Source organism: Vitreimonas sp. (assembly GCF_036392335.1).
GTDB lineage: Bacteria > Pseudomonadota > Alphaproteobacteria > Caulobacterales > Aquidulcibacteraceae > Vitreimonas.
Genome location: NZ_DASVYD010000070.1, coordinates 47876 through 62994, shown reverse-complemented (window position 1 = coordinate 62994; position 15119 = coordinate 47876). Strand labels below are relative to the sequence as shown.

Genomic DNA, 15119 nt, shown 5'->3' with positions numbered 1-15119 from the left:
ACCGATGTCGGACCAGTCATCGCCGAAGAGCACGGCGCGGGGCTGCATCATATCTGCAAGTATCATACGGTCGAAGGCGTCGATCGCGACATCCTCGTCTGGATTCGCTTCGTTTGGATTTATCACCTGTTTTCGTGGCTGATCGGCCGCCCAATCGCGCTGCGCGGTCTTTCGATTCAGGGGCCGCGGCCTGTGCAAGAAAACGGGTTCGATCGATTTGCGCTGTTCAATTGTCCGGTGACATTCAATGCGCCTTACGACGCGCTTTGCTATGATTGGAGCGACCTCACGGTGCGCTTGGTGCACTCGTCCATTCAGGAATACGACGATTACTATGCCGGCGCGCCGGATTGGTTTGCCTCGCCCAGCGGTGGGCTCAACTGGCAAATCAAGACGCAGCAAGTGCTGATCGAGTTGCAGAAGGCGGGCATGTGGTCGGCGCCGCTCGAAGTCGTCGCGGCGCGGTTGCGCACGCGGCCACGGCGCTTGCGTCAGGATTTGGCGCAAGAGGGCGAGAGCTTTCAAGATATTCGCACGCGCCTACGCGGCGAATTGGCGGGCGCATATCTCCTGGGGAGCGACATGCCCATCACCGCGATTGGCTCGCTGTTGGGCTTCAGTGAGCCCGGCAGTTTCTCGCGCCATTTCATTGCCTGGGCGGGTGTGTCGCCCTCGGCATACCGCACTCGGTATGCGGGCGATGCGTCAAAGATCGCGGCGGCCACCGCCCTATTGAACGAGCGGCGGGTTTCTTAGCCCGTAGGTCATTGGCGCCAAATGCCAGCGTCAGTCCTGTCATGGCGTTTGGAGGCGCCGATGTCAGTTTTCCCCTAACGACCGTGGGCTCTCGATAGCCCGGCGAGAACGACGATAGGGGGACGACATGACGTTCAATCGCACCGCAAGGTTGCTGCGCAGCAGCATGCTCAGCCTGGGCGCTACGACACTGTTTTGCGGTGTCGGCTTTACGACGCTCGCCCATGCGCAAACCGCTGAAGAAGCGGTGGAGGCCGACGAAGAGATCGTCGTGACGGGCACAAGCATTCGCGGTGTGCCGCCGACAGGCTCCAATCTGATCAGCCTGACGCGCGAAGACATCGAGACGCACGGCGGCGCGAATACGCCGGACCTGAGCTCCAGCATTCCCCAGCTCAATTCGTTCAACACCGCACCGCAAACCAGCGCGGGCACGGGCCCGGGGCTTGGGTCGTTCGCGCCAGCAATGCGCGGCCTGCCGGCGAACGCGACGTTGCCGCTGATGAATGGTCACCGTCTGGTGAGTGCGGCTGTGCAGGTGACGAACCCAGACTTTCCGCTTGTGCCGAATTTGGCGATGGAGCGCATTGAGGTGGTCGCCGATGGCGCCTCGGCGATCTATGGTTCAGACGCCGTTGCGGGCGTTGTGAACTTCATCACCCGCCGCGAGGTCGATGGTTTCGAGGTGTCGACGAGCTTCGGCGCCGCCGACGACTACTATGCCGGGCACATCGGCGCGATCGCAGGCCAGACATGGTCGACCGGTTCGATCTACGCCGCTTATCAATACACCGAGAACAGCAATCTGCTCGCGGGCGACCGAGATTATCGCGTCACCGATTTCACACCGTATGGCGGCATCGACTCGCGTTCTGTGGCTTGCGTCTCGCCGACCGTTTACCCCAACCCGACCTACACCGCGCCCTATCAGGCGCCGACGTTCACGCCCGGCGCCAATCGTTGCGACAGCGGCGCGCTGAATGATCTGCTGCCGAGTTCGAGCATCCATGCGCTCTTTGTTTCCGCACACCAGGAACTGAGCGATTCCGCCACGCTGTGGGGCGAGATTCTGTATTCGCAACGCCACGACGAATATCAGGTCGCGCCGCCCGCCCAGACTGTCGCCATGTTGGCGCCGGCGTTCGGCGGCAACCCATTTTTCCAAGGTCCGCCTGGCTCGTTCTACGAATTCGTTTCCTTCCGCCCTGACAATCTCATCGGCGCCGATCACTTCACCAACAGCAACGATAAAGATGTCGGCAATTCTTCATTCGGCGTCGATTTCGAACTGCCGCGCGATCTTAATCTAACTCTATCCGCGACGGTGGATTGGGCGCGCAATGATTCCTTCGTGCCGGGCATCAGTAAGGCAGCGCTTGACGCCGCTGCCGCGGGTACGACGACGGCGACCGCCTTGGATCCGTTCGGCACGGGCACCGCGCCCGACGTGATCGCGGCGATCCTCGACTATCCGACGTACGCCAGCGAAGAGCAGGGTGTGAACGTGCTTGCCGCGAAACTCGATGGGCCGCTTGCCGATCTGCCGGGCGGGCAATTGAGATTTGCGGCGGGCGTCGAGGTTCGCAACGAGACGTTCGAGCAGCGAGGCTATATCGGCACGCCAAGCAACGATATCCCCGAAGACATGGATCGCGATGTGCAATCCGTCTATGGCGAGCTCTTCATTCCGATTATCGGCGAAGGCAATGCCACGCCGTTCGCACACAGCCTCGTGCTCTCGCTGTCGGGTCGTTATGATGAGTACAGCGATTTCGGTGAGACCACGAACCCGAAGGTTGGTTTGAGTTGGGCGCCGATCGAGGGGCTCAATCTACGAGGCTCGTACGGCACGTCGTTCCGGGCGCCGGGTTTGCGCCAGATCGGCGCCACAGTCGGCGCGTATTATCTGAGCGCCATAAATTCCGCCACGTACGCCAACGATCCGACACGGGGCGCAGCGCAAGTGGAAACCATCTATCTTTTGGGCGGCAACGACAATCTTGAGCCGGAAGAGGCGACGACATACTCGTTCGGCGTCGATTTCAATCCGACGTCGCTGCCCGATCTGCGCGCCAGCCTCACGTACTATGATATCGAATACACAGGCGTGATCGGCACGCCGGCGGTGCCCTATGTGTTCGAGGACCCCACCTTCGCTTCGATCATCCATCGTGGCGATCCGACTACGCCGGAATTCACTGATCTGCTGGCGATCGCCACGCCGGTGAATTTGCCGGCGGGTCCATACGGTTCGGACATCAACCTGCTCGACTTGCGCAACAACAATTTCGGCGTGCGCAACACGGACGGCTTGGACTTCGATATCAATTATCGCTGGACCACGAGCTTCGGTTCGGTATTCGCCGATTTGGCTGGCAATTACATCCTCAATTTCGAGACGCAATTCTCACCGGGCGCGCCGGTCGCCAATTCGCTCGATCTTGGCGTGCCGCGCTGGACAGCGCGCGCGACACTCGCGGCCAACATCGATCAGATCTCGTTGGCCGGTTTCGTCAATTATCGCGACGGGATCACCAACAATTTCACGACGCCGACGGGTGTAAGTTCGTACTCGGCTGATCCTTACGTCACGGTGGATTTGCGTCTCGGGTGGACGCTGCCGGACAGCGGCTGGACCCAAGGCACGATGCTTGCGCTTCAGGTCAACGACGCCTTCGATGAAGCACCACCCTTCTTCCCTGGCACGGACGGTATCGGCGGTCCCTACAATCCAATCGGGCGCTACGTCGCGCTCAATTTGCGCCGGACCTTCTAATCGCAGCGATGCTGGTGGTGGAAGCGCCTCTCGCCGAGGCCGCTTCCACCGCTCTCATCGCGCGGTCCTTCAAAGAATAACTCCTCCCCACAGCGCACACAGCGCGCAGGTCCACGCCCTTCGAATGTCGAGTGATCCCCCAATCTCCCAGATGCAGCTCTATCGCGACTGGCTCGAGCGCGAGAACGGTTTGCGCTTCGGCAACTACGCAGAGATGTGGACATGGTCGACGACGGACCTGCCCGCGTTCTGGCGCAGCATCTGGGATTTCCACCAGATACAATCGCGCACGCCGTTTGAAGCCGTGCTTGGCGATGAACGCATGCCCGGCGCCAAATGGTTCGAGGGTGCGGAGGTCAATTACGCGCGCGAAGTCTTCCGCCATATCGAGGCGGCGGACGCTATGGGCCTGCCGGCAATTGTCGCTGAAGATGAGTGCGGGCAGGTCAGGGAAATTGCGTGGCCTGAGCTGCGCCGGCGAGCCGTGTCGCTCGCTTTGGCGATGCGCGAGAGCGGTGTGGTGCGCGGCGATCGAGTCGCTGCGTATTTGCCCAATATTCCAGAGGCCGTGATCGCGCTGCTGGCCTGCGCCAGTCTTGGTGCGATCTGGACCATTTGTTCGCCGGACATGGGCGCGCCCGCCGTACTCGATCGTTTCCGCCAAATCGCGCCGAAGGTGCTCATCGCCGTCGATGGCGTACATTATGCGGGCAAAGCGCTCGATCGGAGCGCCGCGATCGCGGAGTTGCGCCAGGCGCTTCCCAGCGTCGAGACGCTCTTCGTGGTCGAGAGCGGACTTGCGCAAACCGATATTCCCGGCGCTCGCAGTCTTGAGGCTGCGCTTGCGCGCGACGATGCGGTGGTCGCCGCGTTCGAGCCTGAATGGCTGCCCTTCGATCATCCGTTATGGATCTTGTATTCCAGCGGCACGACCGGCTTGCCAAAGGCGATCGTTCACGGCCACGGCGGCGTTATCGTCACTACTTATGTGGGGCGGCTGCACTTCGATCTGGGCGCGAGCTACGAACCCCACACGTTCGGGGAGCGCTTTCATTGGTATAGCGCCACCGGCTGGGTGATGTGGAACCAGCAGGTCGGCGGCCTGCTCTTTGGCACCACCATTTGCCTGTTCGACGGCGCGCCAAGCGGTTCGAAAGGAAGCCATGATTGGGGTGCGCTCTGGGCGTTCGCTGCGCGCCATCGCGTGACGTGGTTTGGCGCAGGCGCCGCATTCTACAGCGCTTGTCGCAAAGCCGAGATCAAGTTTAGCGACTCTGGCGATCTCAGCGCCATTCGTGCGCTCGGCACAACAGGCTCGCCATTGCCGGCGGAGGTGCAATCGTGGGGTTCGGCGCAGTTCGCCGCCATCAAAGGCGGCGAGATGTGGTGGTGCAATATCAGCGGTGGCACCGATGTGGCGGCGGCGTTCTTCGCGGGACATCGCGAATTGCCGCCGCATCCGGGCAAGCTGCAATGCCGCCATCTGGGCGCTGCGGTCGAGGCCTGGGACGATGCGGGTAAGCCGCTCGTGGGGCAGGTGGGCGAGCTTGTTGTCACGCGTCCGTTTCCAAGCATGCCGCTCTATTTCTGGGGCGATGAAGACGGCAGCCGCTATCGTTCATCCTACTTCAAGGCTTGGCCCGGCATTTGGCGCCACGGCGATTGGCTGCAGATCGATTCCGACGGCGCCTGCACGATCACCGGGCGAAGTGACGCCACCATCAATCGCCACGGCCTGCGTATGGGCACCGCCGACATCTACGCCGCCGTCGAACATCTAGGCGACGTCGCGGACAGCCTTGTCATCGATATCGAAGACGGGCAGGGCGACAGCAAGCTTTTGATGTTCGTTGTACCGACCGATGGTCGCGCGTTGGACTCGGATATGGAGGCCGCGATGAGCTCTGCGATTCGGCGCGCGCTGTCGCCACGATTCGTGCCGGACCGGTTCATCGACGCGCCGGGAATCCCGCGAACCCTCTCCGGCAAGAAGCAAGAGCTGCCGATCAAACGGCTGTTTCAAGGATGGCCGATCGCTAAGGTCGTCAATCTCGACGCCATCGCCAATCCAGAAATCATCCCTTGGTACAGCGCGCGCGCCAAAGACTGGTTGGAGGGCGTGCGATGAAGGTAGGGGTAGTGGGCGCTGGCCTCATGGGCGGCGAAATCGCGCTGACGTTTGCGCTCGCCGGCGACACAGTCATCCTGCACGATCTTGATCAAGTACGGCTGGAGCAGGCGCGCGCACGCTTGCGGACGATCGTCGATAAGGGCGCGGCGCGCGGCGCCTATACGGACGATCAACGCGAATTCGCGCTGGCGCGGATCACGGCGACAACGCGCCTTGAAGATATGGCCGATTGCGATTTTGTGACGGAGGCCGTGTTTGAGTCCGCTGACGTGAAGCAAAGCGTACTCCAATCACTGGACGCGATCTGCGCGCCAAGCTGCGTCCTCGCCTCGAACACCTCGACCCTGCCGATTTCGACTTTAGCCGCCGCGCTTTCACCCAGCCGTCGCCCTGCCTTCATCGGTACGCACTACTTCTCACCCGTCTCGCGTATGGCTTTGGTGGAAGTCATTCCTGGCTTTGAAACCAGCGCGGCGACGACCGCCCTTGCCCTTGAGGTCATGCGCAGAATTGGCAAATCGCCTGTTCTGGTGAAGGACGTTGCGGGTTTTGCCGTCAATCGCATGCTGCACGCCATGCTGATCGAGGCGGTAAAATTGGTCGAAGAGGGCGTGGCGACGCCGCAGGATTTGGACATCGCCTGCAAACTTGGCCTTGGTCATCCGATCGGCCCGTTTGCGCTGATGGATGCGGTGAGTTCAGGCTTGTGCGTGCAGGTGCAAGATATTCTGCATGAAGCCTATGGCGAACGCTTTCGCCCGCCGGCATTGCTAAAACAGCGCGTGGCCGCAGGCTATGGCGGCGGCAAGGGGCGGCCAGGTTGGCTTGATCATCACTAGACAAGAATGCGAGCCAACGCGCCAAAGAACGCGCGGGGCAAGGGGGATGGAATGAGCGAGAGTGCGGTTGAGACGGGCGGCGCCAAATCGGGCGTAGCGAACCCAGGACAGCGTGGGCTGGTGCTCGGGCTGCTTTGCTTTGTCTATGTGTTGAACTTCCTCGACCGTCAGCTCTTATCCATCCTAGCCAAACCCATTCAGGACGCGCTGCAAATCAGCGACGGCCAACTCGGCCTGATCACGGGCTTCTACTTTGCGCTCTTCTATTGCTTCATCGCCATTCCCGTAGGCTGGCTCGCTGATCGCACCAATCGCGTGCGGGTGCTGTCCATCGCATGCGGCTTGTGGAGTGCGGCGACGGCAGCCTGTGGCATGGCGAACAATTACGGTCAGCTCGTCGTTGCGCGCATGGCGGTGGGCGTGGGCGAGGCGGGCGGCGTGCCGCCGTCCTATGCGATCATCTCGGACTATTTCCCGCGTGATCAGCGCGGTACGGCACTGGCCATCTTTAATCTGGGGCCGCCGCTCGGCTCGGCCTTGGGCGTGGCGTTCGGGGCCTCGCTCGCGGCCGCATTCGACTGGCGTTTGCCGTTCTATGTGATTGGCGGCATCGGCGTGGCCACGGCGATCATTGTCTGGTTGGTGATCGCAGAGCCGAAACGCGGCGCCTATGACGGAGCGCCCAGCAGCAACGAGGCCAAAACGCCGCGCGAACCCTTTTTTTCGACCATCGGACGCTTCTTTGCGAACCCCATATTGCTCCTTGCGGCGCTGGCGAGTGGCGCGGCGAATTTCATCACCTATGGTCTCAGCAATTTTGCGACGCTCTTTCTCATGCGCGAGAAGGGCATGGAGCTGAGCGAAGTCGCGATCTGGTACGCACTCGTCGTCGGGCTGGGCATGGGCGGGGGCATCTTTGTTTCGGGACGCTTGATCGACAAATTCGGGCCGCGCGCCAAGACCGCCTACGCGATCATTCCAGCGCTTTCGCTCGTACTGGCGCTTCCGTTTTTCCTCGGCTTCGTATGGGCGCCGCAATGGGAGCTGGCGTTGGCCTTCTTGATGGTCCCGATGTTCTTGAACTCGTTCTTCCTGACGGCCACGGTGACCCTGGTGCAGGGCGAGGTGAGCGCCAACCAACGAGTCATGGCCGGCGCATTGTTGCTGCTGGTGATGAATTTCATAGGCCTCGGCCTTGGGCCGACATTCGTCGGCGCGGCCAGCGATTTCTTTTCGCCGAACTTCGGCGCGCACGCTTTGCAGGCAGCGCTCTACGCGCTCTCACCCATGTATCTGATCGCAGCACTCCTCTATCTCGCCTTGGCGCGCCTTATCAAAGCATCAACGGCTTCTGGAGCATTCGCACGATGAAAAAGCCCTCACTCGTGCTGGCCTGCGTCTCGCTGTGCGCATTCCTACTCTCATGCGCGACGCCGCAGGCCGCCATGCAAACCGCCGGGCCCGTCGTCGATGCGCCCGCTGGCGCGGTGCGCGGCGTACGAGAGGGCGACGCAAATGTATTTCGCGCCATTCCGTATGCGCGTGCGCCGATCGGCGATCTGCGATGGCGCGCGCCGCAGCGCTTGCCGCGCTGGTCCGGCGTGCGTGAAGCCGCAGAGCAAGGGGTGGCCTGCATGCAGCCCGCCATGGCGTCGGGTCCGTACAATCGCGGCTCTGTGGCGATGGACGAGGACTGTTTGACGCTCGATGTCACCGCGCCTGCCAACGCGCGCGACGCGCCGGTGATGGTATGGATCCACGGCGGTACGCTCATCTGGGGCAGCGGGCATTCGCCCATGTATTCCGGCCGCGAGTTCGCCGAGCGCGGTGTGGTGCTCGTCTCGATCAATTATCGCTTGGGGGTGCTTGGCTATCTCGCGCATCCAGAATTGAGCGCTGAATCCACACACGGCGTTTCGGGCAATTATGGCCTGCTGGATCAGATCGCGGCACTGCAATGGGTACGTGACAATATCGCGGCGTTCGGCGGCGATGCGAGCAATGTCACGATCTTCGGGGAATCGGCCGGGGCTTTGAGCGTCGAAATGTTGCTCGCGTCGCCTGCCGCGCGAGGCCTGTTCGATCGCGCAATCGTGCAGAGCGGCTATCTCTTCACAATGCCGGAACTCAAGAGCGCGCGGTTCGAGGAATATTCAGCCGAAGCCATCGGCGCGTGGGTGGCGACACAAGTCGCGGCGCCCGATCTGGCGCATCTGCGTGCGATGGATGCGCGCGACCTGGTCGATCGAGCCGCCGCGGCTGGCTATGCGCCTCTCGGCACCATCGATGGGAGAATTCTTCCACGCCAGCTCGTCGATACGTTCGAGCGCGGCGAACAGGCGCCTGTGCCGTTGATGGCGGGCCTCACCAGCGGTGAAATCCGTGGATTGCGCTTCCTGCTGCCGCCGCTCGCCGCGAACGCAGACGCCTATATTGCGGAGATCAGAGCGCGCTACGGCGATCTTGCCGACGAGTATCTGCGACTCTACCCGCCGACGGACCTTGAACAGACGCGGCTTGCGGCTTCGCGCGACGTTGTGTTCGGTTGGGCGTCCGAGCGATTGGCGCGCAACCAAAGCGCCATCGGCCAGCCTTCCTTCCTCTATTATTTCGACCAGGATTATCCTGCGGCCGCCGAAGCGGACCTAACCGCCTTTCACGCGAGCGAAGTGCCATTTGTCTTCGGTACATTCGACGCAACGCCAGCTCACTGGCCGCAAATCCCTGATACCGCCGATCAGCGCGGCGTCTCGGATGCGATGATCGATTATTGGACGAGCTTCGCGCGCAACGGCGGGCCTGTTGCGGCGAACGGGCCTGCTTGGACGCCGTATGCGCAAGAGCGCGCCTTCATGCGCTTCAATCAGGGCGCACACCTGGAGACGCAATTCATGCCGGGCATGTACGAATTGCACGAGGAGGTGATGTGCCGCCGTCGCCAAAGCGGCGCACAATCCTGGAACTGGCGCTCCGGCTCCACAGCGCCCGTGCTTCCGGCGTCAGCGGCGGGGTGTGTGTCGGAGTGACGCGCGCGCCGAGATGTCAACTGAGAGGCGCGACTCGCACATTGCGGACGTGAGGAGTCTGTTGTCGGGTGACGAACGGTGGATTTCCGCTTCTTGGGATTGAACGCCTCACGAGGCGCCATCAGGTGCTCCATTTTCGAGTTGAGGCGCGAAGGCAAGTGTCTGCCTCTCGGTACGCGTGTGCGATACGACGGCCTGCCAATTTCATCTGAGTTCGGCGTCGTGGGTGATTTCGATCGGGTCGCTCGCTGGTATCGGCGACCGCGTCGCAAGCAGGACTTTCGACTTGCGATTATATGCGCCGAAGTCGCGCCACCGGATCGTCGGATGGGCATCGCGGAATTCGTGAAAAGCGCGGTACTCGCCTTCCTGCGCTAGATCCAGATCGTTGAGCCGTGAGGCTCTGAAGGATAGTCGTCCAAGCGGAGGGGAGAATGTGGGGGCGCTTCGGCGTACCAGTGGCGCTATGGCTGACTGTCGCTTTGCCGGCCGCGACCACAGCACAGATGAAGAGAGAGCGGGGCTAGTGCGAAGGGCGCGGAAGTGCGCTCTGGCACGTACACCATGCCCGACGGTCATCCAGTGCGGGCATTTGGTCTCCGTCATCCGCAAGGAGCGACAGCAAGCGGGCTTCGCGCTTCTGTCGAAGCTGCCCTTGGACCGGACCAAGGTCCGCTTAGGGGCGGTTCAACGTGGGAGTCTGAAACTGGGATGAATGGGATGGCTGGTGAGGCGTCGAAAACGGCCGGCTGCTCAGGTCGTGAGGACTGCTCGAACGGCTGCGATTGGCGCAGCATCCTCGCAGCGGACGCGTCATGCAGCACGCGCATGTGCTAATGCCGCCTGGGCATTTCGTCCAGGGGATCGACTTTGCTAAGCGACCCTCATGGACGCTGGCAGAGGAACCGGGCGGACGCTATACGACAAGATCGTCGACGCGCACGTCGTCCGTGATCTGGATGGCTTGGGTGAAGAAGTCCTCCTTTACGTCGATAGAAGCGTTCTCAACGAATACACCAGTCCCCAGGCCTTCACGCGGCTTCGCGCGGCCAACCGCCCGGTCTGGCGTCCTCGCGCAACCCTGGGCGTCGTCGATCATGTGAACTCGACCGCAGCCGATCGCGGTGCGCTCATGCCCGACGAGGCGGGGCAGACGCAGACCGATTATTTCGCGCGCAATAGCGCCGATTTCGGCATCGAGAAGTTCGACGTACTCCATCCTATGCAAGGGATCGAGCATGTCGTCATGCCTGAGATGGGCTTGGTCCAGCCGGGCATGGTGATCGCCGCGGGCGATAGCCACACGACCACCTATGGCGCGTTCGGCGCGCTCGGCTTCGGCATCGGCACGTCCGACATCGAGCATTATTTGGCGACGCAAACGCTCGTCTATCGCCGTCTGAAGAACATGCGCGTGCGCATTGACGGCCGATTGGGCTTTGGCGTGGTGTCGAAAGACCTCGTGATGACGCTGATCCGCGAGATCGGCGCGTCGGGCGCCACAGGTTATGCAATCGAGTTCGCAGGCCAGGCGATCGCGGCGCTCAGCGTCGAGGCGCGAATGACGATCTGCAATATGGCCGTCGAGTGCGGTGCGCGCGGCGCATTGATCGCGCCGGACGACAAAGTGTTCGCCGCCATCGAAGGCAAGCCACGCGCGCCGCGCGGCGCGCTCTGGGATCAGGCGGTCGCGTATTGGCGCACGCTGCGCAGCGATGAGGGCGCACGCTTTGACCAGGAGATCGCGCTCGACGCTTCCGAGATCGCGCCGATGGTCACTTGGGGTACAAGCCCGGATCAAGCCGCGCCCATCTCCGCGTACGTGCCGCAGCCCAACGGACGCGCCGACATCGCCCGGGCGCTCGACTACATGGACCTGAGGCCAGGCGCAGCACTCGCCGATATCCCTATCCAGCGCGCTTTCATTGGCTCGTGCACCAATGCACGCATCGAAGATTTGCGCCAGGCCGCCGCCGTGCTGCGCGGACGACGCGTTGCAGCCGGTGTGCGCGCCATGATCGCGCCCGGCTCCAGCGCGGTGCGTCGTCAAGCTGAAGCGGAGGGCTTGGATCGAGTCTTCATCGCCGCCGGCTTTGAATGGCGCCAATCCGGTTGCTCGATGTGTCTGGCCATGAACGACGACGTCTTGGCGCCGGGCGAGCGCTGCGCCTCGAGCACCAACCGCAATTTCGAAGGGCGCCAAGGCGCGGGCGGCCGAACGCATCTGATGAGCCCCGCCATGGTAGCCGCCGCCGCGGTGATGGGGCGTCTCACCGACGTACGTAAACTCGGTGCGCGCGCATGAGCTTTGAGCCGTTCATTGTGCGTGAGGGGCTCGCGGCAGCGATGCCGGTCGCCAACGTCGATACTGACGTGATCATGCCGAAGCAATTTCTGAAGGGCATCGATCGCGCCGGGCTTGATCGCGGCGTGTTTCATGGCTTGCGCTATGATGCGTCCGGCGCGCCGATCGCCGATTTCATTTTCAACGACTCACGCTGGCGTGCGCCGCGCTTCCTTATCGTTGGCCCCAATTTCGGATGCGGCTCCAGCCGCGAGCACGCCGTATGGGGCTTGATGCAAGCCGGTGTCTCCGCCCTCATTGGCACGAGCTTCGCCGGCATCTTCTTCGACAATTGCACGCGCAACGGCCTGCTCGCGATCTGCGCCGCGCCGAACGACGTAGACGCGCTCCTGGCGCGTGCGACGGAGGGGCCGTGTGCGATGCGTATTGATCTGCCGGAGCAAACCATTGTTGCTGGCGATCTCAAGAGCCGTTTTGAGATCGAGCCCGGCCGCAAGCGCGCGTTGACGAGCGGCTTGGACGCCGTAGGCCTCACACTCGAACACCGCGACGCCATCGCCGCGTTCGAAGCGGAGCACTTTGCTCGATACCCCTGGATCAAGCCCTGAGCGGGCGATGGAGTTGCTCATGCCCGCCAACAGGCGCGTCGTCATCACGCAGAACTTTTTCGATGAGGCATCACTGGACTATCTGCGTGCGCATGGCTGTGACGCGGAAATCGGCAAACTGCCGGCGGGGCAAACCGAAGCCACGCTCGATGTCGCCGCTATTAAGGAGATTGTCGGCGCCGCCGCCGGCTGGATCGTCGGGCACGCGCGGATCACACGCGAGGTGCTGGAAGCGCTGCCGCAGCTCAAAATCGTCTCGCGCCGCGGCGTGGGTTACGAACGCGTCGACACGCAAGCGGCGCAGGAACTCGGACGCGTGGTGACCATCGCGGCCGGCGGCAACGACGCGACGGTGGCGGATCAGGCGATCGGCATGATGATCGCGGTCGGCCGCCGCTTCCGCGAAGCACAGGCGCAGATGCAGGCCGGCCCATGGAAGATTCTTCTGGGGACTGACCTCTATCGGAAGAAGGTCGGCATTGTCGGTCTCGGTCGCATTGGCCGGTCTCTGGTGCAGCGCCTGCGTGGCTTCGAGGCGAGCATTCTTGTGGCTACGCCAAACCCAGATGCCGATTATGCGGCGCAGACCGGCGTGCGGTATGTCGATCTGGAAACGATCTGGCGCGAGAGCGATTATATCAGCGTGCACGCCCCGCTGACGCCAGCGACGCGGCACATGATTGACGCCGCCACGATCGCCAAGATGAAGCCGGGCGCGATTGTCATCAACACGGCGCGCGGGGGCCTGGTGAACGATGCCGATCTCTTGACGGCGTTACAAGCGGGGCATCTCGGCGGCGCGGGGCTCGACGTGTTCGAGAGCGAAAGCGATCCTTCGATGAAGTCAGTCACGGATGCGCTGCTCGCGCTGCCAAATGTCGTGGCGGCGCCGCATGCGGGCGCCTCAACGCGCGAAGGGCTGGATCGCACCAATATGACTGCGGCTCAGTGCGTGGTCGCGGTGCTGGATGGCAAGAAGCCGGCGGACGCGTGCGTCGTCGTCGACGGCCGTTAAGCGATGTCCGCGGCTTTCATCGCCGCGCGCCAGAAGCGTTCGGCGATAGCGTGCTGTGGCGCGAGCGGCCGCACGGCGCGGATCTCGACGGCGACATCCATCTCCGGCCCTGCCGCCCGTACGAGTTCGCCATGGCGCAGTGAATCTTCGATGAGACTGCGTGGTAACCAGGCCAGGCCGCGGCCGTCCCGCGCCATTGCGTAGAGCACACTGGCCAGCGGCGAGGCGAACGCAGCCGTTGCGCTGATCGGCCCGTGCGCTGCAGACAAAATGCGGCCCATGCCGGAGCCTTCGCTGAAGGCGAGCAGCGCGCCGCCATCGGCCAGGCCATGGCGCGGCGTTGGATCGTCAGCGCTTCGTGGCGCACTGACGGCGATCAATGTATCCCCACCCACGGCAATGGAGCGAAAGTGCGGTTCGTCCAGCGCATGTGCGGCGGCAGGGTGGTGATGGCACAACAAAAAGTGCGCATCGCCGCGCAACATCAAGCGCTCACATGCCGCCATGTTGTCGGCGACGAGGCTGATCGGGGTCTCGAGAACGAAGCTCCGCTCGATGCGCCGCACCCAATCTGGGAAGAACGTGGTGGAGAGCGAATTGGTCGAGAGGAAGCGCAAAGTCGTTTCGCTCGCGCCGCCAACCTCACGCGCCTGCTCGCGCGCGCTGTAAGCGCGGCGGACGATCTCCGCGATGGTCGGCCGCACCGCTTCACCTGCATGTGTGAGCGCCAGCCTTGGTGCGTCGCGATCGAACAATTGGGCGCCGAGCCAATGCTCAAGCGCGCGGATGCGTCGGCTAAAGGCGGGTTGAGTGATGTGGCGTAGTTCGGCGGCGCGCGAAAAGTTCCGCGTCTCGACCAGCGTCAGAAAATCTTCGAGCCAGTCCAGTTCCATTAGTCGGCATAGCCTGGCGAGAGGCGGTCGAGGCGGCGTAGCAGCGCGGGCCAGACCAAAATATCAGCCGCTTGGCCGAGTCCGCGCGATTGTTGCTCAACGACCTCCTGGACGTGGTCATGTGGAATGCGCAGCTTGCCGCCGGCTTGCGCCGCGATCTGCATCGCGCAGGCGCGTTCAAGAAAATACATGAACGTGAAGGCCTCGGCGACACTGCGTCCAGCCGTCAACGTGCCATGATTGCGCAAGACCATCGCATTCTTGTCGCCAAGATCGGCGACCAAGCGCGGGCGTTCGTCGTGATTGAGCGCGACGCCTTCAAAATCGTGATAGGCGATTTGGCCGTTGAGCAGCATCGCCGTTTGATTGAGCGGCAGCAGGCCTTCATCCTGGCAGGAAACGCCCGTGCCCGCGATCGTGTGCAAATGCATGACGCATTGGGCATCTTCACGCGCGGCGTGAACGGCGGAATGGATGGTGAAGCCAGCCGGGTTCACCGGAAAGTCGGATGGCTCGACCTTATTACCATCGAGATCGACCTTCACCAGCGAGGACGCAGTGATCTCATCGAACATCATGCCGTACGGGTTGATCCGAAAATGATGCTCTGGCCCTGGCACGCGCGCAGAGATGTGGGTGAACACCAGATCATCCCAACCGAACAGCGCGGTCAGTCGATAGGCGGCGGCGAGATCAACGCGCAAGGCGCGCTCGGCGGCGGCGGCGTCAGTGGGTGCGTGAAGCGTGGCGGCGTCGGCCATGTGTAGTTC

General features: G+C 62.7%; 11 protein-coding genes. 9 read left to right on the top strand and 2 right to left on the bottom strand.

Features of this window, described 5'->3' with window-relative positions; all coding sequences use genetic code 11:
- The 9 genes from VF769_RS16765 to VF769_RS16725 form a co-directional block, all read left to right on the top strand.
- On the top strand, window positions 1–756 hold a 756-nt coding region (locus VF769_RS16765; protein ID WP_331009580.1), incomplete at its 5' end, for a helix-turn-helix domain-containing protein.
- 127 nt (window positions 757–883) lie between these two features.
- The gene (locus VF769_RS16760; RefSeq protein ID WP_331009579.1) at window positions 884–3532 is read left to right on the top strand and encodes a TonB-dependent receptor plug domain-containing protein; all 2649 of its coding nucleotides are present in this window, start codon (window positions 884–886) and stop codon (window positions 3530–3532) included.
- 124 nt (window positions 3533–3656) lie between these two features.
- Complete coding sequence (locus tag VF769_RS16755) at window positions 3657–5660, top strand: acetoacetate--CoA ligase (protein WP_331009578.1); 2004 nt, start codon at window positions 3657–3659, stop codon at window positions 5658–5660.
- Window positions 5657–6502 carry a 3-hydroxyacyl-CoA dehydrogenase family protein gene (locus tag VF769_RS16750; RefSeq protein WP_331009577.1) on the top strand — a complete coding sequence of 282 codons (846 nt, stop codon included), beginning with the start codon at window positions 5657–5659 and terminating at the stop codon, window positions 6500–6502. The genes VF769_RS16755 and VF769_RS16750 overlap by 4 nt, the downstream gene beginning before the upstream one ends.
- A gap of 51 nt (window positions 6503–6553) precedes the next feature.
- Window positions 6554–7873: an MFS transporter gene (locus tag VF769_RS16745; protein ID WP_331009576.1), complete on the top strand. Its 1320-nt coding sequence runs from the start codon at window positions 6554–6556 to the stop codon at window positions 7871–7873.
- Complete coding sequence (locus tag VF769_RS16740; protein WP_331009575.1) at window positions 7870–9528, top strand: carboxylesterase/lipase family protein; 1659 nt, start codon at window positions 7870–7872, stop codon at window positions 9526–9528. The genes VF769_RS16745 and VF769_RS16740 overlap by 4 nt, the downstream gene beginning before the upstream one ends.
- Before the next feature lie 886 nt (window positions 9529–10414).
- Window positions 10415–11833, top strand: coding sequence for a 3-isopropylmalate dehydratase large subunit (gene leuC, locus VF769_RS16735; protein ID WP_331009574.1), 1419 nt, complete (start codon window positions 10415–10417; stop codon window positions 11831–11833).
- Window positions 11830–12441 carry a 3-isopropylmalate dehydratase small subunit gene (gene leuD, locus VF769_RS16730; RefSeq protein WP_331009573.1) on the top strand — a complete coding sequence of 204 codons (612 nt, stop codon included), beginning with the start codon at window positions 11830–11832 and terminating at the stop codon, window positions 12439–12441. Before leuC ends, leuD begins: the two co-directional genes overlap by 4 nt.
- Before the next feature lie 19 nt (window positions 12442–12460).
- Complete coding sequence (locus tag VF769_RS16725; protein WP_331009572.1) at window positions 12461–13456, top strand: phosphoglycerate dehydrogenase; 996 nt, start codon at window positions 12461–12463, stop codon at window positions 13454–13456.
- Here VF769_RS16725 and VF769_RS16720 read toward each other — a convergent pair.
- Together VF769_RS16720 and VF769_RS16715 are read right to left on the bottom strand one after the other, a co-directional pair.
- On the bottom strand, window positions 13453–14349 hold the full coding sequence (locus VF769_RS16720) for a LysR family transcriptional regulator (RefSeq protein WP_331009571.1): 897 nt from the start codon (window positions 14347–14349) through the stop codon (window positions 13453–13455). The genes VF769_RS16725 and VF769_RS16720 overlap by 4 nt on opposite strands.
- Window positions 14349–15110: a class II aldolase/adducin family protein gene (locus tag VF769_RS16715; protein WP_331009570.1), complete on the bottom strand. Its 762-nt coding sequence runs from the start codon at window positions 15108–15110 to the stop codon at window positions 14349–14351. The genes VF769_RS16720 and VF769_RS16715 overlap by 1 nt, the downstream gene beginning before the upstream one ends.
- Window positions 15111–15119: the final 9 nt, after the last annotated feature.